Annotated in this window: 18 protein-coding genes; 11 read left to right on the top strand and 7 right to left on the bottom strand. The window is 64.6% G+C overall.

What is annotated here, in order from left to right:
* Positions 1–5 precede the first annotated feature (5 nt).
* The 3 genes from CAG29_RS03960 to CAG29_RS03950 form a co-directional block, all read right to left on the bottom strand.
* Positions 6–1,196 (bottom strand): hypothetical protein, encoded by a 1,191-nt coding sequence (locus tag CAG29_RS03960; RefSeq protein WP_256575639.1) that lies wholly within the window; start codon positions 1,194–1,196, stop codon positions 6–8.
* A gap of 33 nt (positions 1,197–1,229) precedes the next feature.
* On the bottom strand, positions 1,230–3,752 hold the full coding sequence (locus tag CAG29_RS03955; RefSeq protein ID WP_085629421.1) for a TcfC E-set like domain-containing protein: 2,523 nt from the start codon (positions 3,750–3,752) through the stop codon (positions 1,230–1,232).
* Between the two features lie 101 nt (positions 3,753–3,853).
* Entirely contained in the window at positions 3,854–4,345 is a 492-nt protein-coding gene (locus tag CAG29_RS03950) for a CS1 type fimbrial major subunit (protein WP_085580638.1), read from the bottom strand.
* Between the two features lie 525 nt (positions 4,346–4,870).
* Between CAG29_RS03950 and CAG29_RS03945 the strand changes: the two genes are divergently transcribed.
* Both CAG29_RS03945 and CAG29_RS03940 read left to right on the top strand, forming a co-directional pair.
* Positions 4,871–5,446 carry a PadR family transcriptional regulator gene (locus CAG29_RS03945; protein ID WP_085580124.1) on the top strand — a complete coding sequence of 192 codons (576 nt, stop codon included), beginning with the start codon at positions 4,871–4,873 and terminating at the stop codon, positions 5,444–5,446.
* Entirely contained in the window at positions 5,443–6,225 is a 783-nt protein-coding gene (locus tag CAG29_RS03940) for a siderophore-interacting protein (protein WP_085636512.1), read from the top strand. Before CAG29_RS03945 ends, CAG29_RS03940 begins: the two co-directional genes overlap by 4 nt.
* Positions 6,226–6,380: 155 nt before the next feature.
* On the opposite strand, the gene CAG29_RS03935 is transcribed toward CAG29_RS03940, so the two are convergent.
* Complete coding sequence (locus CAG29_RS03935; RefSeq protein WP_085580120.1) at positions 6,381–7,031, bottom strand: Pr6Pr family membrane protein; 651 nt, start codon at positions 7,029–7,031, stop codon at positions 6,381–6,383.
* 1 nt (position 7,032) lies between these two features.
* Positions 7,033–7,263, bottom strand: coding sequence for a VF530 family DNA-binding protein (locus CAG29_RS03930; protein ID WP_085580118.1), 231 nt, complete (start codon positions 7,261–7,263; stop codon positions 7,033–7,035).
* Positions 7,264–7,541: 278 nt separating this feature from the next.
* On the opposite strand from CAG29_RS03930, the gene CAG29_RS03925 reads away from it, so the two are divergent.
* The 9 genes from CAG29_RS03925 (at position 7,542) to CAG29_RS03885 (ending at position 22,042) form a co-directional block, all read left to right on the top strand.
* Positions 7,542–8,903: a carbohydrate porin gene (locus tag CAG29_RS03925; protein WP_085580116.1), complete on the top strand. Its 1,362-nt coding sequence runs from the start codon at positions 7,542–7,544 to the stop codon at positions 8,901–8,903.
* A 173-nt stretch (positions 8,904–9,076) separates the two neighbouring features.
* On the top strand, positions 9,077–11,488 hold the full coding sequence (locus CAG29_RS03920; protein ID WP_085580114.1) for a glucose/quinate/shikimate family membrane-bound PQQ-dependent dehydrogenase: 2,412 nt from the start codon (positions 9,077–9,079) through the stop codon (positions 11,486–11,488).
* Between the two features lie 790 nt (positions 11,489–12,278).
* Positions 12,279–13,439 (top strand): efflux RND transporter periplasmic adaptor subunit, encoded by a 1,161-nt coding sequence (locus tag CAG29_RS03915; protein WP_085629416.1) that lies wholly within the window; start codon positions 12,279–12,281, stop codon positions 13,437–13,439.
* Complete coding sequence (locus CAG29_RS03910; RefSeq protein WP_085584873.1) at positions 13,436–16,537, top strand: multidrug efflux RND transporter permease subunit; 3,102 nt, start codon at positions 13,436–13,438, stop codon at positions 16,535–16,537. Before CAG29_RS03915 ends, CAG29_RS03910 begins: the two co-directional genes overlap by 4 nt.
* Before the next feature lie 9 nt (positions 16,538–16,546).
* Positions 16,547–17,224 carry a heavy metal response regulator transcription factor gene (locus tag CAG29_RS03905; RefSeq protein ID WP_085584871.1) on the top strand — a complete coding sequence of 226 codons (678 nt, stop codon included), beginning with the start codon at positions 16,547–16,549 and terminating at the stop codon, positions 17,222–17,224.
* Positions 17,214–18,578, top strand: coding sequence for a heavy metal sensor histidine kinase (locus tag CAG29_RS03900; RefSeq protein WP_085584869.1), 1,365 nt, complete (start codon positions 17,214–17,216; stop codon positions 18,576–18,578). Before CAG29_RS03905 ends, CAG29_RS03900 begins: the two co-directional genes overlap by 11 nt.
* A gap of 122 nt (positions 18,579–18,700) precedes the next feature.
* Positions 18,701–18,925, top strand: coding sequence for a hypothetical protein (locus tag CAG29_RS03895; protein ID WP_085584867.1), 225 nt, complete (start codon positions 18,701–18,703; stop codon positions 18,923–18,925).
* 195 nt (positions 18,926–19,120) lie between these two features.
* The gene (locus CAG29_RS03890) at positions 19,121–20,437 is read left to right on the top strand and encodes an OprD family porin (RefSeq protein WP_085693876.1); all 1,317 of its coding nucleotides are present in this window, start codon (positions 19,121–19,123) and stop codon (positions 20,435–20,437) included.
* 99 nt (positions 20,438–20,536) lie between these two features.
* Positions 20,537–22,042 (top strand): sensor domain-containing diguanylate cyclase, encoded by a 1,506-nt coding sequence (locus CAG29_RS03885; protein WP_085584863.1) that lies wholly within the window; start codon positions 20,537–20,539, stop codon positions 22,040–22,042.
* 207 nt (positions 22,043–22,249) lie between these two features.
* On the opposite strand, the gene lpxC is transcribed toward CAG29_RS03885, so the two are convergent.
* The gene (gene lpxC / locus CAG29_RS03880) at positions 22,250–23,161 is read right to left on the bottom strand and encodes a UDP-3-O-acyl-N-acetylglucosamine deacetylase (RefSeq protein ID WP_085584860.1); all 912 of its coding nucleotides are present in this window, start codon (positions 23,159–23,161) and stop codon (positions 22,250–22,252) included.
* Positions 23,162–23,273: 112 nt separating this feature from the next.
* On the bottom strand, positions 23,274–24,473 hold the full coding sequence (gene ftsZ, locus CAG29_RS03875; protein WP_085584858.1) for a cell division protein FtsZ: 1,200 nt from the start codon (positions 24,471–24,473) through the stop codon (positions 23,274–23,276).
* Positions 24,474–24,504: the final 31 nt, after the last annotated feature.

Below are 24,504 nucleotides of genomic sequence, written 5' to 3'. Positions count from 1 at the left end.
CGGATTCACACTTCCGAATCCAGAATGATGGTGACGCCGCCCTGGAACGTGCCGCCGTAACCGATCAGTGCCGGAATGGCCTGGGGAACGACGAAAAAACGCAGGGCTGCAGGCTTCCGGTCGATGTAGCGGGCAGGCTCGAAGGGGCCTGTCCATTGATTGTGCGCCAGCGGACCGCTCCACCGGTCGCCGCCGCCCGGGCCGCCAATGCCTGCCGGCAGCGTGAGCGAGACCTGAAAACTGGAATAGGCGCCGTCGCGGTTCGAGAACAGGCACGGCCCCTGGAAAACAGGCTGGATGTCGCAGACCAGCATGACCTTGAACCGCGACGAGGCGGACAGGAAAAACGCTTGGTCGCGGTAGATCTCGGTCGGACGCTGCCCGGACTCCAGCCAGCGCTGCCATCCTCCCACCGGCTCCATCACGACCTTGTTGCCGCCCGGCGGCAATTCGGCCTTGAGGGTGTGCTGCACGTCCAGCACGAAGTCCAGGGCCAACGTATCGTCGTCCGGAACCAGCGCCCCCATTTCGAAACCGTCGCCTGCGGCTGAAGGCCCCATTCTGTAGGCCAGCGAACCGGTGTATTCGCCGGACGACATGCCAAGCGGGTTCGGCGTGCGCAGTTCGTAGGCGATATCGAGCATACTGAAATACATGTGCGGGATCGGGTAAGCCGGCTGCTTGATGCACGCCTCCTGAACCGGAGTCCGCCAAAAAAACCGATAGGTGGTGGGCGTATAGGCGCCCACGCCAGTGACAACGCACGGCGCCGGCGCATTGACCCAGGTGCCGCTCCACAGTTTCCAGTGCCCCAGAATCGGCGTGCCGCTTTCCCCCACCAGACTCTCGGCCGACTCGCTCAGGACATACGTCGATCCGACACCGCTGATGCGTATCTCAACGGTTTCGGTTTGCCCCGTGTCCCGATGGGTGACCGTCAAACGCCGCCAGTCGGCGGGCACCTTCACCCCCACGGTTTCACCGACAGGAAGCGGCCGGGCGGAATCGAAACGAACCGGCATCTGAATACTGAATATGCCGTCACGCTTGCAAATGTCCGGGTAGGTGGCGCAGTACCCGCTGTTCGGCGTCTGGTTGACGAACTCATTCTTGTTCGGCTGCGACGAGTCGGGCTGAAACCTTGCCCTGATTTCGTGGTTGGCCGCCTGCGCCGACGACGTCCACAGCACCGCCATCAGGCACAGCCTCTCCCTCAATCGTCTCATGGGTCAGCCCGCTTTCTGCTCGGTGGAGGAAAGATCGGCCAGGGTGTCCGGCGTGCAGCGCAGATCCCCGATCATCAGCACGTTGTTCTCGCTGCGATGATCCTTCTCGTTCAGCCGGAACTGGCACAGCAAATTGTTCTCCCGCCGCACCTCAAGGGTCGGCGACCCGGCGTTCATCTCCATCGAGAAAAACCCGTCGACTTCCGTGACGCCGCGGCTGGCGTGGTTGATCACGTGATGGCCCTTGAGCGGCCGGCCTTGCCCGTCCACCAAGCGACCGAGCACGGTCAGGGTCTTCATCACCCGGACCTGGCGGTAATCCACACCCCCCTTGTTCAAGTGGTAACGGGTGCGCGCCGGGGCGATGGTGGCGGCCGGCACGTGGTTGCCCTCGAAATCGAAGCTCACGGAACTGTTGCGGTACGCGGTCAACGGGATGAAATTGCGCCCCGGCTTCAGCGCCGCGCCGCCTCCGCTGAGGTCATCGGCGCGCAGGACGATACCTTCGATGTCCGATTCCACATCGACGATCATCCCGGCCCCGCGCATTTCGTATTCACTGGTCATCATCAGTGTCTGTCCGCCTACCACCAGCGTGCTGTCGAGGTTGAGGCCGCCGGTGAAGTTGTCGTTGTACGAGGAGCGCTGGATGAAACCGTCGCCGTTGACGGTGTCGGTGCGAAAATTGGCCAGGCTCGTCAGGCCCAGGCCATAGGTGTCGCTCAGCGCCGTCACCGAAACGTTCTGCAGGACGTGATCCTTGAAGTCTTTGCGCCAGCCGAACGAAGCGTTGTTGTCCCGCCCGCCGTCACGGGCGGTGCGCGAACCGAGGCTGCCGGTCAACTGCTGGCCCGGTGCGCCGATCGCAAGGTTCAGGCTCAGGTCCACGCCCCGGTTGCGATCCTGGCCGCTGCTGTAGCTGCCCGGCCGGTCGAACAGCGACAGGCGCCAGTTGGCGTCGTTGCCGAACAGCACCGCACGCCGGCTCCAGCCCAGATCCAGCCCCATGCCCTCGACGTTGCCTTCGCTGTGCGACACCCGTGCGTTCAGCGAATTGCGCTGGTCGAGCCGGTGGTTGACCGCCAGCGACGAGTTGCTGGTCTGGCCGACGAACACGTTGCGTTGGCGCACCCGCGTGCCGTCGGGCAAGGTTTCGTACAGGTCGGTGGTGTCCAGCCAACTGCGGGTGTGGCTGAAGATCACACTGCCGGCCCCGTAGTTGAACAGGCTCTGCAGATCCAGGCCGGTGCCGTGGTCCTGGGTCCGGTAGGCGTTGGCGTACAGGCTGATGCGGTCGGCCAGCGTCCAGTCGATGGACGTGCCGTACTGCAGCTTCTCGCGGATCTGGCGTGCCGACAGCCCGAGAATCACGCGCGGGTGCGCCAGGTAGTTGACCGATGCGCCTGCCGTGACGTCGCCGCTGGCCTGCCGATCCCAGTTGCTCAGCAGTTTGCTTTCCTCGCCGGCGAACAGGTTGTAGCGCCAGCGCTCGTCGAGGTTGCGCCAGTTGCTCGGCTTGTAGACCAGTTCCTGGGTGCTGGAGGTGATCTGGCCGTCTTCGACCAGGCGCACTTCCACTTCATAGATACCGCCGGGCAAAGGCCGGGTGTCGAGGGTCTGCAGGCCGGCAGGCACCGATTGGGTGTTGATCAGCAAGCCGTCGCGGTAGATCTCCACCGATCCCTGACGGTTGGCCGTGACGTAGATCGGGTAGACGCTGGGCATCGCACTGTTGATGGCCAGACTGTCGGAGCTGCCGTACATCACACCGACCGCCGTGTCGGGGCTGGTGCCGAACGTACGGGGCTGGCGGGTCAGGCCTTCGGAGTTTGGGGTGAAATAGCCCAGGCGAAAGAAACTGCCTTGCAGTTCGCGCTGGGTGTAAAGCTCATGCACGGCGTGGTACAGCTTGTCGTCCGGGCCGCCCATGCGGGCCATCTGCATGTTGAACGTCTGGCTCCAGTTGCCCAGGCTGCCGCTGGCCTCCAGGCCCAGACGACCGCCCGTGTCCTGGCCCTGGCCGCCGTTGAGGTTGAGCTGGTTGCGCAACATCAGGCCGCTGCTGCCTTCCTCGGGCTGATCGTGGTAGCGCTTGGCTTCGAGATCGCGCTCGGCGTCGCGGGTCAGGATCGAGACCAGCGAGCTTTGCAGGTTGTAGTGCACCGCCAGCACCTGATCCGGACAAGACCCGGTGCAATCCCCCAGCGACACGCCGCCCTTGAGGTAGGCCGCCCACTTCTCCCGCTCGGCGGGGCCGTAGCGGTTCTCGCTGGTGTCGGTGAATTCAAGGAGCGTGATGCGGTCGTCGCGCGACAGCACCACCAGCGCCTCGCCCAGGGGTTGCTGATCGAGTTCGACCCTGACCGCCAGCGGCACATCAAAAAAATGCTGCTCGAAATCCGCCGGCAAACCCTTGGCTTGCGCCAGCAGACCGCGAGGTGTCGTACCCAAGGAAACGGGGGCTGCCGCCGCGCTACCGCAAAACAACAACGCAAGTGCAACCGCGATGGGTGTCATCGGGAACATGAACGCTTACTCTGATTTCGAACGGGTTGGAGTCCGGCGGGACAAACCGGTCGGTTCGTCCCGCCGAAAACGTTACTGAGCCGTCAGCGCAGATCGCCCGATCAAGGCGTGATCACAGGAGGGACAGCGTCAAACGTCATGGCGACGACACCGGTGTAATCGCCCGGCTGGAAGTTGTTGCCTTTGGCACTGATTTTCAGCGGCGCGCGGTAGTTGACATCGGATTCGGACTCACCGACCACCATTTGCGGGGTCTGGTTGAGCTCTTTATTGTTGAACTCAACTTTAAGGTCGATGACTTCGTTTCCGTAGATCAGTTGCGGAACACTTTCAAGGCTCGCATGAACCGAACCGTTGTTATTGCGTACGTCGAAGAAACCATTGACTTCGCGCATCTTGCCAGTGCTCGGCTGATAGCTCATGTCCTGATCCTTGTTGACCAAGTCGAAGTCGGTCGGAACCACATAGAAACCGTTGGTGGGAACATGGGCGACCAGACTGATCGAATGACGGGCCTCACCCGCGGCGAACGCCATGGAGGAACCCAGCGCGAGAACGGCCAGTGGAGCGGCGATTGCGAATTTCTTGAACATCATTTCAGTACCTGTCTCTATAAGGTTTTCGGTTCATTGAAAGTTGCAAAAGAACAAAAACCGTCACGAGCAGTTTTATGTTCCGCAGAACTTCCAACGCCGAACAATGTTCAAGCAATTCATCTTTGAAGTAAGCAGGCAAGTTCCCACAGTGGCGTAGCCCGTGTGCCACGGAAGCAGAAAGAAAAATACTGGAAAATTCAGAAAAACACTGAGCAACTGTAAGAGCCAGACTACACGAAGCCACTTCACAAATTAAAACCTGCGCAAACGCCTCAGCAACTTCTGTCAGACGGATACGACACTTTCAATAAATAAAGGCGAAAACGGATGTTTTAGAGAGTTAACACTAATCTCGGTTTTTTTGCCTCCGCATCCGGCTTTTTATAGAGAGACGAAAGCGCCATTTCAAACGACATTTTCGCCACCCCTCCTTGATCGACAGCCACGCCTTCGGTCGGTCGCGCTTGCAGAACCTAAAAGATATATCTTAAGTTGTATCTAAACACGACGAGAGAAAGCCCAATGAGAGACCATCATTCCCCCCACCGCGAACACGGCAACGGCCACGACGGCTTCGAAAGGCGACCCGGCCGCGAACGCGGCGGCCGCGGCCCGCGGGTGTTCGCCCCCGGCGACCTGAAACTGCTGCTGCTGGCGCTGATCGCCGACCAGCCCTGCCACGGCTATGACCTGATCCGACAGATCGAAGGCATGTTCGACGGGGCTTACAGCCCCAGCCCTGGCGTGATCTATCCGACCCTGACCTTCCTGGAGGAAAGCGAACTGATCCTGGGCGACGCCGAAGGCGGGAAAAAACGCTACAGCGTGACCGACGCCGGCCGTCAGTCCCTGAGCGATCAGGCCGTCGCCCTTGAAGGCGTGCGGGTGCGCATCGATGTCAGCAAACGCTCGCTGCGCGGCCATGACCGCCCGGCGCAGATCCACGAAGCGGTGCACAACCTGCGCCATGCCCTGCAAATGCACCACGGACGCTGGAGCCCGGAAGAGATCCACCGCGTCGCCGCCCTGCTCAACGACACCGCCAAGGCCATCGTCGACGGCCCGGCCGTTCAACCCGTCCAGGAGAAAACCGAATGACTGAAGTGACCGCGCCCGCCATCCACCGGGTCATGCACGAAATCAAACGCCGCCGCCTGCAAGTGCTGCGGGTGGTCGACCTGACCCCGCGCATGCGCCGCATCACCCTCGGTGGCCCGGAACTGGCCGGGTTCGTCAGCCTCGGCACCGACGACCATGTCAAGCTGCTGTTCCCGCAGAACGCCGAACAGGCGGCCGCGCTGGAGACCCTGGTGCTCGGCGCCGGCAAGGACGGCCCGATGCCGGAAATGCGCGACTACACCCCGCGCCGCTACGACCTCGACTCGCTGGAACTGGACATCGACTTCGTCCTGCACGGCGACGGCCCCGCCTCGACCTGGGCCGAGCAGGCCAAGCCCGGCCAGTTCCTGCACATCGGCGGCCCGCGCGGCTCGATGATCGTGCCGGACATCTTCGACAGCTACCTGTTGATCGGCGACGAAACCGCCCTGCCCGCCATCGCCCGGCGCCTGGAAGGCCTGGCCGCCAACCGCAAGGCCCTGGTGGTGGTCGAGGTGGAGAACGGCAAGGAACAGCAGACGCTGGAAAGCCCGGCGCAGGTCAACGTGATCTGGGTGCTGCGCGAAGGCGGCAAGGACAACCTGCTGGCCACCGTGCGTCAGTTGCAGGTGCCCAAGGACAATCTGTACGCCTGGGTCGCGACGGAAACCAAAGTTTCACGGCAGATCCGCCGGGTGCTTCTCGACGATCACGGGCTGGACGAGCAGTTCGTCAAGGCCGTCGGCTACTGGCGCGCCGAAGGCTCCGAAGCGGAGTGACGCCCAACGGCTGGCGATGGCGGTCTGCCTGACACATCGATGCCGGATGTGCCGTCGTCATCGCCAGCAGGCTGGCTCCCGCAGGGAGCTCGGTTGGACGCAGCATTTGCGGTCACCGCAGAACAAACGTGGGAGCCAGCCTGCTGGCGATGGCGTCAGTCCAGGCCCCGCAAGCCCCGCCCCTTCCAGCGGTCGATCCCGATCACCGCCAACGCGATCAGCACAAACCCCGCCAGAATCTCCCCGGCATTGATGAACACCTGTGGATAACCCAGCGTCGCCACATCGATGAACGGATACGCATACGCCCCCAGCAGATGCCCGCGCCACAGCGCATAGGCGAAGTACCCCAGCGGGTAGATCAACCACAGCGGCAGGTGCTTCAGACGCAGCGTCCCCTTGGGCACGCAAAACCACCAGTACGCCAGAAACACCAAAGGCATGACGTCATGCAACAGTTCATCGGCGATGAACTGCCAACCCTGCGGATGCCACAGGTGACGCAGCAGAAGGCTGTAGGCGAGCCCCACCACCGCGATGCTCACCGCCACCGCACCGCACACGGACGGTTGCAGGAACCAGCGCCGGGCGGCGGACTCGCGGCGGGTCACCGCGCAGGTCAGCACCGTCGCCGCCAGGGTGTTGGTGAGGATCGTGAAGTAACTGAAGTAGCTCACCATACCGCCCAGCAGGCTGGCGCCGACGCTCCAGCGCGCGAACAGGATCAGGTACAGCTGAATGCCCAGGCCGCCCCAGCCGAGCACGGCCGCCAGGGTGACCCACCGTCGCCGCAGCACGGCGTCCATGTCAGAGCGGGCGCTTGGTGCGCATCAGCTTCACGTACAGGCGCTCGACCTTTTCCCGGGCCCACGGGGTCTTGCGCAGGAAGGTCAGGCTCGACTTGATGCTCGGATCGCTCTTGAAGCAGCGGATGTCGATGCGCTCGGCCAGCCCCGACCATTCGTAATGGGCCACCAGCGCGGTGAGGATCTGTTCGAGGGTCACGCCGTGCAGCGGATCGGGGTTGTGTTCGTTCATGCCGGGCCTTTGGGCGAAGTGAAGACGCAGAAGCCGCGCACCTTAGCCGAGGGCTCGGGCTGGGGGAAGCGCGGCTTCCTTAAATGTAGGTGATGCGCCACCGGCCGGGCGCCCTTAGCGGACTGTTACCGAATCCGAAATGATCCATGTCAGCAAAAGCGCTTTGTGTTTTTGTAACAGGACATTATCCTGCCGCCCGGCCGCTGAATCGCTTCACTGCCTGCGACATATCGTAGCGGCCCCTCCAATCCCCAAAAACGATCAAGAAAGACCTCTTCATGCCTGATTTTCCGCCCCTCAGAGACAGCGCTGTCTCAACCCTCCGCCTGCTCGGCGGCTGCACCGCCCTGGGCCTTGCCACCTGCGCCCAGGCCGCTCCGGCCTTCGACAGTGACTCGCCGTGGATGCTCGGCGACTGGAACGGCACCCGCAGCGAACTCGCGCAGAAGGGCTACGACTTCAAGCTCGACTACACCGGGGAGATGGGCAGCAACCTGCACGGCGGCTACGACCACGACCGCACTGCGCGCTACAGCGACCAGTTCGCCCTCGGCACCCACCTGGACCTACAAAAGATCCTCGGCTGGGACGACGCGGAATTTCAGCTGACGATCACCAAGCGCAGCGGCAACAACATCAGCAACGACCGCATCAACGACCCGCGCGTGGGCGGCTTCACCTCGGCCCAGGAAGTCTGGGGCCGGGGCCAGACCACCCGCCTGACGCAGATGTGGTATCAGCAGAAGTTCTTCGACCGCAAGCTCGACATCAAGGTCGGCCGCTTCGGCGAGGGCGAAGACTTCAACAGCTTCCCCTGCGACTTCCAGAACCTGGCGTTCTGCGGCTCCCAGGTCGGCAACTGGGTGGGCGGCATCTGGTACAACTGGCCGGTCAGCCAGTGGGCGCTGCGGGTCAAGTATCACCTGACGCCGGAGCTGTACGCCCAGGTGGGTGCCTATGAGCAGAACCCGTCGAACCTGGACCGCGGCAACGGCTTCAAGCTCAGCGGCAGCGGCACCCAGGGCGCCGTGCTGCCGGTGGAACTGGTGTGGACGCCGAAGCTGGCGGGCCTGCCGGGCGAATACCGCGCCGGCTACTACTACAGCAGCGCCAACGCCACCGACGCCTACAAGGACCGCAACGGCCAGCCGGCGGCCCTGAGCGGCGAGGCCTACCGCAGCGCCTCCAGCAAGCACGGCGTGTGGTTCGGCGCGCAGCAGCAGGTCACCAGCGTCGCCAGCGACAACAGCCGTGGCCTGAGCCTGTTCGCCAACGCCACGATGCACGACAAGAAAACCAACGCCATCGACAACTACGTGCAGGCCGGCCTGGTCTACAAAGGCTTGTTCGACGCCCGCGCCAAGGACGACATCGGCTTCGCCCTGGCCCGCGTGCACGTCAACCCGGCCTACCGCAAGAACGCCGAGGCCAGCAACCAGGCCCGCGCCGTCTACGACTACGACGACCCGTCGTTCCTGCCGCCCCAGGACACCGAATACAGCGCCGAACTCTATTACGGCGTGCACCTGGCGAACTGGCTGACCGTGCGCCCGAACCTGCAGTACATCCGCCACCCCGGTGGCGTGGACAAGGTCGACGACGCGCTGATCGGCGGGATCAAGATCCAGTCGTCGTTCTGAGGAATACGGAAAGTACCTGTGGAAGCCGTCCTCACTGACGCCATCGCCGGCAGGCCGGCTCCTGCAGGAACAGGCATCACCCCGACAGATTTATCTGAACCATGCCCGCGCCGGATCGTCATCTACAGTGACTACAGCGCGGGTCTCTTTGAAACGTCACGGAGAATCACACTATGAGCACTGAAGGTGCCTCGAGTCGAAGCCGTCTGCTGCCGAGCCTGCTCGGCATTCTGCTTCTGTTGATGGGCCTGGCCATGCTGGCCGGGGGGATCAAGCTGAGCCTGCTCGGCGGTTCGCTGTACTACCTGCTGGCGGGCCTCGGCATCGCGGTCACCGGCATCCTGCTGCTGCGCGCCCGCCGCGCGGCGCTGGGCCTGTACGCCGTGGTGCTGCTGGCCAGCACCGCGTGGGCCCTGTGGGAAGTCGGCCTGGACTGGTGGCAACTGGTGCCGCGCCTGGCGCTGTGGTTCGCCCTCGGCGTGGTCATGCTGCTGCCGTGGTTCCGCCGTCCGCTGCTGCTGGATGGCCCCGCTCCGCTGGGCACCGGCGCCCTGAGCGTGGCCGTCGTCCTGGCCGGCGCCAGCGCCGTGGCCAGCCAGTTCACCCACCCGGGCGAAACCCTGGGCGAACTGGGCCGCGACACCGCCGACATGACCAGCACCGCGCCGCAGATGCCTGAAGGCGACTGGCAGGCCTACGGCCGCAGCGAGTTCGGCGACCGCTATTCGCCGCTCAAGCAGATCACCCCGGCCAACGTCGGCAAGCTGCAGGAAGCCTGGCGCATCCGCACCGGCGACCTGCCGACCGCCGACGATCCGGTGGAACTGACCAACGAAAACACCCCGCTCAAGGCCAACGGCATGCTCTATGCCTGCACCGCCCACAGCAAGGTGCTGGCGCTGGATCCGGACACCGGCAAGGAAATCTGGCGTTTCGACCCGCAGATCAAGAGCCCGGTGGGCTTCAAGGGCTTCGCCCACATGACTTGCCGCGGCGTGTCGTACTACGACGAAGCCGCCTACGCCAAGGCTGAAGGCGCAGCGTCCGCCGTCATCTCCGAGGCCGGCAAGGCCGTTGCCCAGGCCTGCCCGCGCCGCCTGTACCTGCCGACCGCCGACGCCCGCCTGATCGCCCTCAACGCCGACACCGGCAAGGTCTGCGAAGGCTTCGGCAAAAACGGCGTGGTCGACCTGACCCAGGGCATCGGCCCGTTCACCCCGGGCGGCTACTACGCCACCTCGCCGGCCGCGATCTCTCGCGATCTGGTGATCATGGGCGGTCACGTCACCGACAACGAATCGACCAACGAGCCGTCCGGCGTGATCCGCGCCTACGACGTGCGCGACGGCCACCTGGTGTGGAACTGGGACAGCAACAACCCGGACGCCACCGAACCGCTGGCGCCGGGCCAGACCTACAGCCGCAACTCGGCCAACATGTGGTCGCTGGCCAGCGTCGACGAGAAGCTCGGCATGGTCTACCTGCCGCTGGGCAACCAGACCCCTGACCAGTGGGGCGCCGACCGCACCCCGGGCGCCGAGAAGTTCAGCGCCGGCGTCGTCGCGCTGGACCTGGCCACCGGCAAGGTGCGCTGGAACTACCAGTTCACCCACCACGACCTGTGGGACATGGACGTCGGCAGCCAGCCGACCCTGCTGGACATGAAAACCGCCGACGGCGTGAAACCTGCGCTGATCGCCCCGACCAAGCAAGGCAGCCTGTACGTCCTCGACCGCCGCGACGGCACGCCGATCATCCCGATCCGCGAAATCCCGGTGCCGCAGGGCGCCGTGAAGGGTGACCGCACCGCGCCGACCCAGGCCCGTTCGGACCTGAACCTGCTGGCCCCGGAACTCACCGAAAAAGCCATGTGGGGCGCCAGCCCGTTCGACCAGATGCTGTGCCGCATCCAGTTCAAGGAACTGCGCTACGAAGGCCAGTACACCCCGCCGTCCGAGCAAGGCAGCCTGGTGTATCCGGGCAACGTGGGCGTGTTCAACTGGGGCGGCGTCTCGGTGGATCCGGTCCGCCAGATGCTGTTCACCAGCCCGAACTACATGGCCTTCGTCTCGAAGATGGTGCCGCGCGCCCAAGTCGCCGCCGGCAGCAAGCGCGAAAGCGAGACCGCCGGCGTGCAGCCGAACACCGGCGCACCGTACGCCGTGATCATGCACCCGTTCATGTCGCCGTTCGGCGTACCGTGCCAGGCCCCGGCCTGGGGCTACGTGGCCGGCATCGACCTGACCACCGGCAAAGTCGTGTGGAAACGCAAGAACGGCACCAGCCGCGACAGCTCGCCGCTGCCGATCGGCCTGACCCTGGGCGTGCCGAGCATGGGCGGCTCGATCGTCACCGCCGGCGGCGTCGGCTTCCTCAGCGGCACCCTGGACCAGTACCTGCGCGCCTATGACGTCAACACCGGCAAGGAACTGTGGAAATCCCGCCTGCCGGCCGGCGGCCAAGCCACCCCGATGACCTACACCGGCAAGGACGGCAAGCAATACGTCCTGCTGGTGGTCGGCGGCCACGGCTCGCTGGGCACCAAGATGGGTGACTATGTGATTGCCTACAAACTGTCCGAATAAGCGTCAGCGGCAATAAGGAAAAGGCGATGCCCGGTGTGGGCATCGCCTTTTTTGTTGGCGGCGGAACACTGCAAGCCTTTTGGGAGTGGGTGTGCCAGGTAGGGATTGGTCGGCTGCCAGGCCGTCATCGCCAGCAGGCTGGCTCCCACAGAAGATTGAGGTGGTCTGGGAGGGATTGGTCGGCTGGTAGGCCGTCATCGCTGGCAAGTCGAGTCGTCGCACCGCAGCTCCCACAGGGAATTGTGTCGGGCAGTCAGAAACAGGTCGGCTGTCAGGCCGCCATCGCGCGCCTCTCAAAAGGCCGAGTGTCAGCTCGCCTAGCGTTTGATCTTGATCTGCCGGCCCCTTCGGAAGGCTGAGCGGAGGGGTTCATCCGGGGGTGGGCGCGCAGCGCCGTTTGGCGCAGCCAAACACATCGCAAGGAGGTGCAGCGAAGCAAACCGTAGCCGATGCCCCCGGATGAATCCCGGAGCGAAGGACCCCCCGAGCCTAGGCGAGGGGCCGTACGCCGGGGCCAGACCTTTTGGTTACTTTGGGCTGGGCCGGCATTCCGGCGTCTGCCAAAAGTGACCCGCCGTAAGGGCGGAACCGCCAGCCGCCACACCCGAAGAAACGGATATACACACCAAACCACCCCCAACCTGGTCGGCCCAAAGGCCGCCAAGACCAAAACAAAAAAACCAAGAAGCCGAAACTGACAGCGCCGTCAGCCAGCCGTCACCCTCCCGACCCCCAAACCCGTTTATAAAGACACAACCTGCCCCAACTCCGTCCCCCTGGCGCCCACCGCATGCACATCCAGAAGAAACCCGCCCTGCTCGCCACCCTGCTGATCGCCCTGGCAGCCGCCGGCCTGTGGTACATCGCCAAACCCGCCCCGGCCAAACTGGCGGCCCCCACCGCCATCCCGGTGCAGGTCGTCAGCGTCAGCGAACAGGACGTGCCGCGCTACACCAGCGGCATCGGCTCGGTGCTCTCGCTGCACAGCGTAGTGGTGCGCCCGCAGATCGACGGCATCCTCACCAAGCTCTGGGTCAAGGAAGGCCAACTCGTGAAGGCCGGCGACCTGCTCGCCACCCTCGACGACCGCTCGATCCGCGCCAGCCTCGACCAGGCCCGGGCGCAACTGGGCGAGAGCCAGGCGCAGCTGCAGGTGGCGCTGGTCAACCTCAAGCGCTACAAGCTGCTCAGCGTCGACGACGGCGTGTCGAAGCAGACCTACGACCAGCAACAGGCGCTGGTCAACCAGCTCAAGGCCACCGCCCAGGGCAATCAGGCGTCGATTGACGCGGCGCAGGTGCAACTGTCCTACACCCAGATTCGCTCCCCGGTCACCGGCCGCGTCGGGATTCGCACGGTCGATGAAGGCAACTTCCTGCGCATGACCGACACCCAGGGCCTGTTCACCGTGACCCAGATCGACCCGATCGCCGTGGAGTTCTCCCTGCCCCAGCAAATGCTGCCGACCCTGCAAGGCCTGATCGCCGACCCGCAGCACGCGCAGGTCAAGGCCTACATCGGCGCCGACACCGACGGCGAGACCGGCAACCTGCTGGGCGAAGGCCACCTGACCCTGATCGACAACCAGATCAACGCCAACACCGGCACCATCCGCGCCAAGGCCGAGTTCGACAACCCCGGCCAGAAGCTCTGGCCCGGCCTGCTGGTGACGGTGAAGGTGCAGACCGCCCTGGATAAAGACGCCCTGGTGGTGCCGCCGACCGTCGTCCAGCGGGGGCTCGATCAACACTTCGTTTACCGGGTCAACGGCGACAAGGTCGAGGCGGTGCAGGTGCAGATGGTCTATCAGGGCAGCGGCCAGGACATCATCCAGGGCGTGAAGGCCGGCGACATCCTGGTCAGCGACGGCCAGTCGCGGCTCAAGCCCGGCTCGACCGTGCAGGTGATGAATGAACCGGTGCAGGTGGTGCAAGCGGAGCCGAAGCCATGAGCGTGCGCGGCGGGATGTCCGGGTGGTGCATCGATCACCCGGTGGCGACGATTCTTCTGACGTTCGCGTTGCTGCTGGTGGGGGCGATTGCCTTCCCGCGCTTGCCGATCGCCCCACTGCCGGAAGCGGAATTTCCGACGATCCAGGTGTCCGCACAATTGCCCGGCGCCAGCCCCGACACCATGGCGTCGTCGGTGGCCACGCCGCTGGAGGTGCAGTTCAGCGCCATTCCCGGCATGACCCAGATGACCTCCAGCAGCGCCCTGGGCTCCAGCCTGCTGACCCTGCAGTTCACCCTCGACAAGAGCATCGACACCGCCGCCCAGGAGGTGCAGGCCGCGATCAACACCGCCGCCGGCAAACTGCCCAAGGACATGCCGACGCTGCCGACCTGGAAGAAGGTCAACCCGGCCGACAGCCCGGTGCTGATCCTCAGCGTCAGCTCGACGCAAATGCCCGGCACCGAACTGAGCGACCTGGTGGAAACCCTGCTGGCCCGCCAGATCAGCCAGATCGACGGCGTCGGCCAGATCAACATCACCGGCCAGCAGCGCCCGGCCATCCGCGTGCAGGCGTCCGCCGACAAACTGGCGGCCATCGGCCTGACCCTGGCCGACATCCGCCAGGCGATCCAGCAGACCAGCCTCAACCTGGCCAAAGGCGCGCTGTACGGCGAGTCGAGCATTTCCACGCTGTCGACCAACGATCAGCTGTTCCATCCCGAGGAGTACAGCCAGCTCATTGTTTCCTACAAGGACGGCGCCCCGGTTCACCTCAAGGATGTCGCCAAAGTCGTCAACGGTTCGGAAGATGCCTACGTGCAGGCCTGGGCCGGCGACCAGCCGGGGGTGAACCTGGTGATCTCCCGCCAGCCGGGGGCCAACATCGTCGAGACGGTGGACCGGATCCAGGCCGCCCTCCCCGCCCTGGAGGCCATGCTGCCGGCCTCGGTGCAGGTCAAGGTGCTGATCGACCGCACCCAGACCATCCGCGCCTCGCTGCATGAGGTCGAGATCACGCTGATGATCGCGATTCTGCTGGTGGTGGCGGTGATGGCGCTGTTCCTGCGCCAACTGTCGGCGACGCTGATCGTGTCGGCGGTGCTCGGCGTGTCGCTGACCGCCAGTTTCGCCCTGATGTACCTGCTCGGCTTCAGCCTGAACAACCTGACCCTGGTGGCGATCGTGGTGGCCGTGGGGTTTGTGGTGGACGACGCGATCGTGGTGGTGGAGAACATCCACCGTCACCTGGAGGCCGGCGACGACATGCGCGAGGCCGCGATCAAGGGGGCCGGCGAGATCGGCTTCACCGTGGTGTCGATCAGTTTCTCGCTGGTGGCGGCGTTCATTCCGTTGCTGTTCATGGGCGGCGTGGTCGGTCGGCTGTTCAAGGAATTCGCCCTGACCGCCACCTCGACCATCATGATTTCGGTGCTGGTGTCGCTGACCCTCGCGCCGACCCTTGCCGCCCTGTTCATGCGCCGGCCCACGCACCACGCCCACGACAAGCCCGGCTTCAGCGAGCGCCTGCTGGCCGGCTACGAGAAAGGCCTGCGCCATGCCCTGGCCCACCAGAAACTGATGCTCGGCGTGTTCGGCCTGTCGTTGGCGCTGGCGATCGGTGGCTATGTCTTCATTCCCAAGGGGTTCTTCCCGGTGCAGGACACCGGCTTCGTCCTCGGCACCACCGAAGCTGCCGCAGACATTTCCTACGGCGACATGGTGAAAAAACACCTGGCCATGGCCGAGATCGTCGCCGCCGACCCTGCCGTGCAGGCGTTCTCCCACTCGGTCGGGGTCTCCGGCAGCAACCAGACCATCGCCAACGGCCGCTTCTGGATCGCCCTGAAAAAACGTGGCGACCGTGACGTCAGCGCCAGCCAGTTCATCGACCGCATCCGGCCCAAACTGATGAAAGTGCCGGGCATCGTCCTCTACCTGCGTGCCGGGCAAGACATCAACCTCAGCTCCGGCCCGAGCCGGGCGCAATACCAATACGTGCTCAAGAGCAACGACGGCGCGACCCTGGCCACCTGGACCCAGCGCCTGACCGAAAAGCTGCGCGGCAACCCGGCGTTCCGCGACATCTCCAACGACCTGCAGCTGGGCGGCAGCATCACCCACATCAGCATCGACCGCAGCGCCGCCGCGCGTTTCGGCCTGACCGCCAGCGATGTCGACGAAGCGCTCTACGACGCCTTCGGCCAGCGGCAGATCAACGAGTTCCAGACCCAGGTCAACCAGTACAACGTGATCCTGGAGCTGGACACCAAACAGCGCGGCAAAGCCGAAAGCCTCAACTACTTCTACCTGCGCTCGCCCCTGAGCGGGGAAATGGTGCCGCTGTCGGCGCTGGCCCGGTTCGACCCGCCCACGGTCGGCCCGTTGTCCATCGCCCACGACGGCATGTTCCCGGCCGCCAACCTGTCGTTCAACCTGGCGCCCGGCGTGGCGCTGGGCGATGCGGTGATCCTGCTCAACCGGGCCAAGGCCGAGATCGGCATGCCCACCGCCATCAGCGGCAATTTCCAGGGCGCGGCCCAGGCGTTCCAGAGTTCGCTCAAGAGCCAGCCGTGGCTGATCCTGGCGGCGCTGGTGGCGGTGTACATCATCCTCGGCGTGCTGTACGAAAGCTTCGTGCACCCGCTGACGATCATTTCGACCCTGCCGGCGGCGGGCCTCGGTGCGGTGATCATGCTGTGGCTGTGCGGCCAGGACTTCTCGATCATGGCGCTGATCGGCCTGGTGCTGCTGATCGGCATCGTGAAGAAGAACGGCATCCTGATGATCGACTTTGCCCTGGAGGCCCGGCGCAACCGCGGGCTGGCGCCGCAGGAGGCAATTTTCGAGGCCTGCCTGACGCGGTTCCGGCCGATCATGATGACCACCCTCGCCGCCCTGCTCGGCGCCCTGCCGCTGATGCTCGGCTACGGCACGGGCGCCGAGCTGCGCCAGCCGCTGGGCATCGCGGTGGTCGGCGGCCTGCTGGTGAGCCAGGCCCTGACGCTGTTCACCACGCCGGTCATATACTTGTGGCTCGAACGGCTATTCCATCGACCTGCACCGGCGCCCGCCGCGGCGCTGGCGACCACAGACTGAGGCAGGGTCATGCGCGTCCTGATTATCGAAGACGAAGAAAAAACCGCGGACTACCTGCACCGCGGCCTGACGGAACAGGGCTACACCGTGGATCTGGCCCGCGACGGCATCGAGGGCCTGCACCTGGCGCTGGAAGGCGACTACGCGGTGATCGTGCTCGACGTCATGCTGCCGGGCCTGGACGGCTTCGGCGTGCTGCGCGCGCTGCGGGCGCGCAAGCAGACGCCGGTGATCATGCTCACCGCCCGGGAACGGGTCGAGGACCGGATCAAGGGCCTGCGCGACGGCGCCGACGATTACCTCGGCAAGCCGTTCTCGTTCCTGGAACTGGTGGCGCGCCTGCAAGCCCTGACCCGGCGCAGCGGCGGCCACGAGCCGGTGCAGGTGAGCATCGCCGACCTGTGGATCGACCTGATCAGCCGCAAGGCCACCCGCGCCGGCACCCGCCTGGACCTGACCGCCAAGGAGTTCTCGCTGCTCAGCGTGCTGGCCCGGCGCCAGGGCGAGATCCTGTCCAAGACCGCCATCGCCGAGATGGTCTGGGACATCAATTTCGACAGCGACGCCAACGTCGTCGAGGTCGCGATCAAGCGCCTGCGGGCCAAGCTCGACGGGCCGTTCGACGAGAAGCTGCTGCACACCATCCGCGGCATGGGATATGTGCTGGAGAGCCGCGGTGTCCAGTAACTCGATTGCCCTGCGCCTGAGCGGCCTGTTCACCCTGGTGGCGCTGCTGGTGTTCCTGCTGATCGGCGGCGCGCTGTACCAGCAGGTGGACAAGGGCTTGGGCCTGCTGCCGGAAGCCGAGCTCGACGCGCGCTACAGCGTGCTGGAGTCGGCGCTCAACCGCTTCGGCACGCCCGAGCACTGGGTGAAGATCAACGCCAAGCTCAACCTGCTCGGCGAAGAGGACAAGCGCATCCGCTTCTGGGTGGTCAGCGGCGATCCGGGTTATGAGTACGGCAGCCCGGACGCCCTGATCCGCGCCTTCGCCCAGGGGCCGCTGGGCATGCGCGACCTGCAACTGCCCGGCCACGCCTACCCGCTCAAAGTGCTGCTGACCGAACTGCCGGCCAAGGATCAGCGCCCGCCCCTGCGCTTCATGATCGGCATCGACACCGAGACCTTCCACGAGACCCAGCACCGCTTGCTGATCGCCCTGGTCAGCCTGGCGGCCGTCGGCGTGCTGCTGGCCTCGGCGCTGGGCTACTGGGTGGCGCGGATCGGCCTCAAGCCGTTGATCAAACTGTCCCAGGAGGCCCAGCGCCTGGCGCCGCCCTTGCGGGCCGGGCGCTTGCGCCTGTCGCCGCTGCCGCCGGAGCTGGCGCAGTTCGTCAGCTCGTTCAACTCGACGCTGGAACGGGTCGAACAGGCCTATTCGCGGCTGGAGTCGTTCAACGCCGACGTCGCCCACGAACTGCGCTCGCCGCTGACCAACCTGATCGGCCAGACCCAGGTCGCCCTCACCCGGGGGCGCTCGGCGGAACATTACTTCGAAGTGCTGCAATCGAACCTCGAAGAGCTGGAGCGGCTGCGTTCGATCATCAACGACATGCTGTTCCTGGCCAGCGCCGACCAGGGCAGCAAGGCCACCAAACTGACGCAGACTTCGCTGGCCGACGAGGTGGCCACCACCCTCGAATACCTGGACTTCATCCTCGAAGACGCCCAGGTGCAGGTGCAGGTCAGCGGCGACGCCCAGGTGCGCATCGAGATCGCCCACCTGCGCCGGGCGCTGATCAACCTTTTGAGCAATGCCGTGCAGCACACGGCGCCGGGCCAGGTGATCGAGGTGCACATCGAGGTGCAAGAGCATCAAGTCAGCATCGGCGTGGCCAACCCCGGCTCGCCGATCGCCGGCGAGCACCTGCCGCGGCTGTTCGAACGCTTCTACCGGGTGGATGCGTCGCGCAGCAACAGCGGCAACAACCACGGCCTGGGGCTGGCCATCGTCAAGGCGATCGCGCTGATGCACGGCGGCGACGTGTTCGTGCAAAGCGACCGCGGCATGAACACCTTCGGCATGCACTTGCCTGTCTGACGCCCGGGATCTTTGCCTGCGCTGTAACAGTCATTTATGAAAATCACGCTGTTTCCCGGTGTCCGGCGACCTTATCTTTGCCCGCAACCACACAGCACTTGCCAAGCAAGAAGGTTTTCGAGATGTCCAACAGTATGGGAATTGCCAGCGCGTTCGTTTTGTCCTCATTGATCCTGTCGCCTTTGGCGATGGCCGAAGAATCCCAGTCATTCGTGGCGCACAACGCCGCCCGCGCCCAGGCCTTCGAGCAGCATCAGGCAGAGATGATGGCCAAGGCCCAGAACGCCGCGCAGTCCCCGCAGGCCGCCACTTCCCAGGCACAGCCGTCGCTTGAGAAAGACAGCTGAGCCACGCTCCTTCCGATTTCCCTCGACGCGGTCGTTTGGCTCTTCCCGTTCGACCGTCGTCACTCCAGGCCGCTGAATTTCAGCGGCCTTTTTTTCGTTGTGGTCTGAAGGCCGTCCGGATCGTCTTTAACAATTAGAAACATCCCGCCCCTCAAGCGATTGAAGGGAACGTTGACCCAAGGAGCTTTACCGCACGTGCGTTACCCAGTCCGTTTCACCCCGCTGTTCATTGCAGTCGCCGCAACGATTGCCCCGGCAGCCCAGGCCGCCGAACCCGAGAAGGCAGGCTTCGTCGAAGGTTCGAGCCTCAACCTCAACGCCCGCAACTACTACATGAACCGCAACCGCCTGCAGCAGGCGGACGACAACATCGAGTGGGGCCAGGGCTTGCTCGGCAAGTTCGAGTCCGGCTACACCGAAGGCACCGTCGGCTTCGGCGTCGACGCCCACGCCATGCTTGGCCTGAAGCTCGACGGCGGTGGCGGCACCGACAACTCCAGCATCCTGCCGGTGAGCGACGGCAGCGGCAAAGCGCCGGGCTCGTTCTCCACGGCCGGCGGCACCCTGAAAATGCGCGCGTTCGACACCGAGCTCAAGGTCGGCGACCTGTTCCTCACCAACCCGGTGATCGCCGGCGGCGAGAGCCGCATGCTGCCGCAGACGTTCCGCGGCCTGAGCCTGACCAACCGCAGCTTCGACGGCTGGCTGATCGAAGGCGGCCAGGCCAGCTTCACCAAGCCCTACAACCAGAGCGGCCACAAGCGCATCGGCACTTCCTACGGCAGCCTCCCCGACAGCGACGAAAGCCGTCACCTGAACTGGGCCGGCGTGGCCTGGAGCGGCGTCGAAGGCCTGACCAGCAGCCTGTACGCCTCCGAACTCAAGGACATCTGGAACCAGTACTACTACGACCTGGACTACACCTGGGCGCTGAACGATCTGGTCAGCCTCAACCCCGGCCTGCATTACTACCACACCCAGGACACCGGCGAGGCGCTGCTGGGCGACATCGACAACAACACCTGGAGCGTGCACTTCACGGTCGGCATCGGCAGCCACAGCCTCACCGCCGCCTACCAGCGGGTCAACGGCAACACGCCGTTCGACTACATCAGCCAGGGCGACAGCATCTACCTGGACAACTCCCAGCAGTACTCGGACTTCAACGGCCCCAACGAGCGCTCGTGGAAGCTCAAGTACGCCTACGACTTCGCCGGCGTCGGCCTGCCGGGCCTGACTTCGGCGGTGTCCTACTCGCGCGGCACCCTGGATCTGACCAAGACCGACCCGAACAGCCCCGGCTACGCCGCGTGGTACAGCGCCGAGGGGCGCAACGCCAAACACTGGGAACGCGACATCGACCTCAAGTACGTGGTGCAGAGCGGCCAGGCCAAAGACCTGGCGGTGCGCCTGCAATGGGCGACCAACCGTGGCGGCAACGGCTACGGCGCGCTGGACTCCGACACCGATGAATACCGCGTGATCATCGACTACCCGATCAACGTCTTCTAAGATCGGCGCTACGCTAGAGGATCGGCCTGACCCTCAGGCCGCTCCCACAATGGTATCTGCAGGCCTACGCTTACAAAAATCCACAACCGAACGCCCACCATGATCGCAAGCCGCACCCCACCTGCTTCGGGCAAGACCGGACGTTCCGTGCCGCTGCTGATTCTCGGCAGCCTGCTGACTGTCGTCGCGATCGTGTGCATCGTCACCTTCCTGCTGATCCGCGAGCACGCCAACGCCCAGGAATCGGCCACCCGCAGCGCCACCACCATCGCCCAACTGATCGACGCCGATGTGCTGCGCACCGTCGAGCTGTACGACCTGACGCTGCAAGGCCTGATCGCCGCCGCCCAGCGCGAGGACCTCAAGCACGTGTCGCCGCAGATCCGCCACATGGCCCTGTTCGACCGCTCCACCGCAGTGCGCTTCAAGGGCGACATCCTGCTGCTCGACAAGCACGGCGAGGTGGTGGCCGACTCTTCCCGGGTCGAGCCGAAACCGGGCAACTTCGCCGACCGCGACTACTTCCTGGCCCATGCCTTCAACCGCGACGCGGGCCTGTTCATCAGCCGTCCGTTCAAGACCCGCTGCGACTGCGACGAGGCCGACCAATGGCGGATCAGCTTCAGTCGGCGCATGTCTTCCGACACCGGCGAATTCATCGGCGTGGCGGTGGCGTCGATGAAGCTCGATTACTTCGACCAGCTGTTCAACAGCCTCGACATCGGCGTCGACAGCACCCTGAACATCATCAACAGCGACGGCCTGCTGCTGGCACAGAAGCCTTACCTGCAAAGCGACTCCATCGGCAAGAGCTTCGCCAACCGGCCCAACGTGATCCGGATCCTCGGCGACAGCGGCGGCAACGGCAGCTTCAACAGCATTTCCAGCATGGATCTGCGGCAGCGGCTGTACACCTACTCCCGGGTCGGCAATTTGCCGCTGACGGTGATCGTCGCCCTGTCCGGCGATGCGGTGTTCGGCGCCTGGCAGCGCACGGCGATCCTGATCAGCGGCGCCACCGGCGTGCTCTGCGCCGGCCTGCTGTGGCTGACCTGGCTGCTGGCCCGGGAACTGCGCCTGCGCCACCGGGCCGAGCGGGAGTTGGCGCAGCTGGCGGCCACCGATGCCCTCACCGGCGTGGCCAACCGGCGCATGCTCGACCAGTCGCTGCGCCACGAGTGGTTCCGCGCCCAGCGCTCGGGCAAGCCGTTATCGGTGCTGATGATCGACGCCGACCGCTTCAAGGCCTTCAACGACCGCCACGGGCACCAGGCCGGGGACCGGGCATTGCAGGCGCTGGCCCGGGTGGTCAGCGCGAACGTGCGACGCCCGGCGGATCTGGTGGCCCGTTATGGCGGCGAGGAGTTTTCGGTGATCCTCGCCGAGACCGACAGCGCCGGCGCCCGGCAGATCGCCGAGCACATCCGCGCGGCGGTGGAGCAGTTGCCCCACGCGGACGGCGATGAGGCGCCGATGACCGTGAGCATCGGCGTCAGCACCTGGACGACGGCAATGGACTCAAGCCTTGAGCAACTGCTGTTTGCGGCGGACAAGGCGCTGTACCAGGCCAAGGAAGGTGGGCGCAACCGGGTGGTGGTGGCCTGAACCTTGTGCTGACGGTGCTGACGCCATCGCCAGCAGGCTGGCTCCCACAGGGGGCACCGGGTGTTCGCAAGATTCATGCACACCACTACAACTGTGGTGGCTACCCCACTGCCATCACCAGGGGGCTGGCGCCCGCTGTGCAACGAATCCGGGCATAAAAAAAGGCCACCCAAAGGTGGCCTTCAAAAAACTAGAGAGGTTTTTTACTTACACCGCCGCAACCGGGCGCATGTAAGAGATCGGAGCGGTGCTGGCGTCTTCGAACGTCACGACTTCCCACGCATCTGTCTGCTCAATCAACTTGCGCAGCAGCTGGTTGTTCAGTGCGTGACCGGACTTGAAGCCCTTGAACTCACCGATCAGGCTGTTGCCCAGCAGGTAGAGGTCGCCGATCGCATCGAGGATCTTGTGCTTAACGAATTCGTCTTCGTAGCGAAGGCCGTCTTCGTTCAGCACGCCATCGGCATCGACCACGATCGCGTTTTCCACGCTGCCGCCGAGTGCGAGGTTGTGCTTGCGCAGGTACTCGATGTCACTCATGAAGCCGAAGGTACGGGCGCGGCTGACTTCCTTCACGAACGACGTGCTGGAGAAGTCCACGCTTGCACTTTGGGTGCGGTCGCGGAAAACCGGGTGATCGAAATCGATCTCGAAGCTCACCTTGAACCCGTCGAAAGGGACGAAAGTGGCGCGCTTGTCGCCGTCTTCCACGGTCACTTCCCGCAGGATGCGGATGAACTTCTTGGCGGCGTCCTGCTCTTCCAGGCCAGCCGACTGAATCAGGAATACGAAAGGTCCGGCGCTGCCATCCATGATCGGGACTTCGGACGCGGAGAGCTCGACGTAGGCGTTATCGATGCCCAGGCCAGCCATGGCCGAGAGCAAGTGCTCCACCGTGTCCACCTTCACGTCACCGTTGACCAGCGTCGTCGACATGGTTGTCTCGCCGACGTTGGCGGCGCGGGCCGGGATCTCGACGACTGGGTCGAGGTCGGCACGACGGAAGACGATCCCGGTGTCGATCGGCGCAGGCTTGAGGGTCAGGTAGACCTTCTCGCCGGAGTGCAGGCCAACACCGGTGGCACGGATAATGTTTTTCAGTGTGCGTTGTTTAATCATGGCATGGGCCGCTTCAGCGCAAATTGCGAACTGGTATCAACAAAGGCTGGCGATGATAGCAGACCGAGCCTTTGCTGAACACCAATCACCTGAATACCCCTGATACATTTCATCAATCGGCCTGACGACGCAGGAAAGCCGGGATGTCCAGGTAGTCCAGGTCATCTTGCGGATTCATCTTCGCGGCAGTCGCAGCACCGGCCTGGGCCTGGTTGCGCATGACGGTCGGACGGTCCAGGTCACGGTAGTTCACCGCTGGCTGCTCCTGACGTGCAGGCGCCTGCTGCGGCTGTACCGGGGCGGCGGCCATGGTGGTGTGGACGGTGTTGTCGATGACCTTCACAGGCTTCTCGATCTTAGCGCCCAGACCGGTGGCGACCACGGTCACGTGCAGCTCGTCGCGCATGTCCGGATCGATCACGGTGCCGACCTTGACCATCGCGTGCTCGGAGGCGAAGGCTTCGATGATCGAACCCACGTCGGAGTACTCGCCCAGGGACAGGTCGGGACCTGCGGTGATGTTCACCAGGATGCCGCGTGCGCCCTGCAGGTTCACGTCTTCGAGCAGCGGGTTGCGGATGGCCGCTTCGGTGGCTTCGCGCGCACGGTTCGGACCGCTGGCGCAGCCGGTGCCCATCATCGCCATGCCCATTTCGCTCATCACGGTGCGCACGTCGGCGAAGTCGACGTTGATCATGCCCGGACGCTTGATGATGTCGGAAATGCCGCGCACGGCGCCGGCCAGCACGTCATCGGCCTTGGCGAAGGCGGACAGCAGGCTGGCGTCCTTGCCCAGGATGGTCAGCAGCTTCTCGTTCGGGATGGTGATCAGCGAGTCGACGCTTTCGGACAGCATGCGGATGCCTTCGTCGGCGATCTGCATGCGCTTGCGGCCTTCGAACGGGAACGGACGGGTCACGACCGCAACGGTCAGGATGCCCATTTCCTTGGCCACTTCGGCGATGATCGGCGCCGCACCGGTGCCGGTGCCGCCGCCCATGCCGGTGGTGATGAACACCATGTTGGTGCCGGCCAGGACTTCAGCGATGCGCTCGCGGTCTTCCAGCGCGGCCTGACGGCCGACTTCCGGGTTGGCGCCCGCACCCAGGCCCTTGGTCACGCCGGTGCCCAGTTGCAGGATGGTGCGCGCACCGATGTTCTTCAGGGCCTGGGCATCCGTGTTGGCGCAGATGAACTCGACGCCTTCGATGTTGCTCTTGACCATGTGATTGACGGCGTTGCCGCCGCCACCGCCGACACCGATAACCTTGATTACCGGGCTTGCGGGGATGTTGTCTACGAGTTCGAACATTTTCCCTCTCCTTACATTCTCTAGTTTTTTC

The sequence above is a fragment of the Pseudomonas sp. B7(2017) genome (assembly GCF_002112745.1).
In the GTDB taxonomy this organism is placed as follows: Bacteria; Pseudomonadota; Gammaproteobacteria; order Pseudomonadales; family Pseudomonadaceae; genus Aquipseudomonas; species Aquipseudomonas ekonensis.
Note: the sequence above shows the minus strand (reverse complement) of the source record. Positions and strands in the feature narration are given on the sequence as shown.

Bases quoted from the DNA above. Each gene is read 5' to 3' on its own strand.
- CAG29_RS03960 (WP_256575639.1), bottom strand. From the start codon at position 1,196: ATGGCGGTGCTGTGGACGTCGTCGGCGCAGGCGGCCAACCACGAAATC.
- CAG29_RS03955 (WP_085629421.1), bottom strand. From the start codon at position 3,752: ATGTTCCCGATGACACCCATCGCGGTTGCACTTGCGTTGTTGTTTTGC.
- CAG29_RS03950 (WP_085580638.1), bottom strand. From the start codon at position 4,345: ATGTTCAAGAAATTCGCAATCGCCGCTCCACTGGCCGTTCTCGCGCTG.
- CAG29_RS03945 (WP_085580124.1), top strand. From the start codon at position 4,871: ATGAGAGACCATCATTCCCCCCACCGCGAACACGGCAACGGCCACGAC.
- CAG29_RS03940 (WP_085636512.1), top strand. From the start codon at position 5,443: ATGACTGAAGTGACCGCGCCCGCCATCCACCGGGTCATGCACGAAATC.
- CAG29_RS03935 (WP_085580120.1), bottom strand. From the start codon at position 7,031: ATGGACGCCGTGCTGCGGCGACGGTGGGTCACCCTGGCGGCCGTGCTC.
- CAG29_RS03930 (WP_085580118.1), bottom strand. From the start codon at position 7,263: ATGAACGAACACAACCCCGATCCGCTGCACGGCGTGACCCTCGAACAG.
- CAG29_RS03925 (WP_085580116.1), top strand. From the start codon at position 7,542: ATGCCTGATTTTCCGCCCCTCAGAGACAGCGCTGTCTCAACCCTCCGC.
- CAG29_RS03920 (WP_085580114.1), top strand. From the start codon at position 9,077: ATGAGCACTGAAGGTGCCTCGAGTCGAAGCCGTCTGCTGCCGAGCCTG.
- CAG29_RS03915 (WP_085629416.1), top strand. From the start codon at position 12,279: ATGCACATCCAGAAGAAACCCGCCCTGCTCGCCACCCTGCTGATCGCC.
- CAG29_RS03910 (WP_085584873.1), top strand. From the start codon at position 13,436: ATGAGCGTGCGCGGCGGGATGTCCGGGTGGTGCATCGATCACCCGGTG.
- CAG29_RS03905 (WP_085584871.1), top strand. From the start codon at position 16,547: ATGCGCGTCCTGATTATCGAAGACGAAGAAAAAACCGCGGACTACCTG.
- CAG29_RS03895 (WP_085584867.1), top strand. From the start codon at position 18,701: ATGTCCAACAGTATGGGAATTGCCAGCGCGTTCGTTTTGTCCTCATTG.
- CAG29_RS03885 (WP_085584863.1), top strand. From the start codon at position 20,537: ATGATCGCAAGCCGCACCCCACCTGCTTCGGGCAAGACCGGACGTTCC.
- lpxC (WP_085584860.1), bottom strand. From the start codon at position 23,161: ATGATTAAACAACGCACACTGAAAAACATTATCCGTGCCACCGGTGTT.
- ftsZ (WP_085584858.1), bottom strand. From the start codon at position 24,473: ATGTTCGAACTCGTAGACAACATCCCCGCAAGCCCGGTAATCAAGGTT.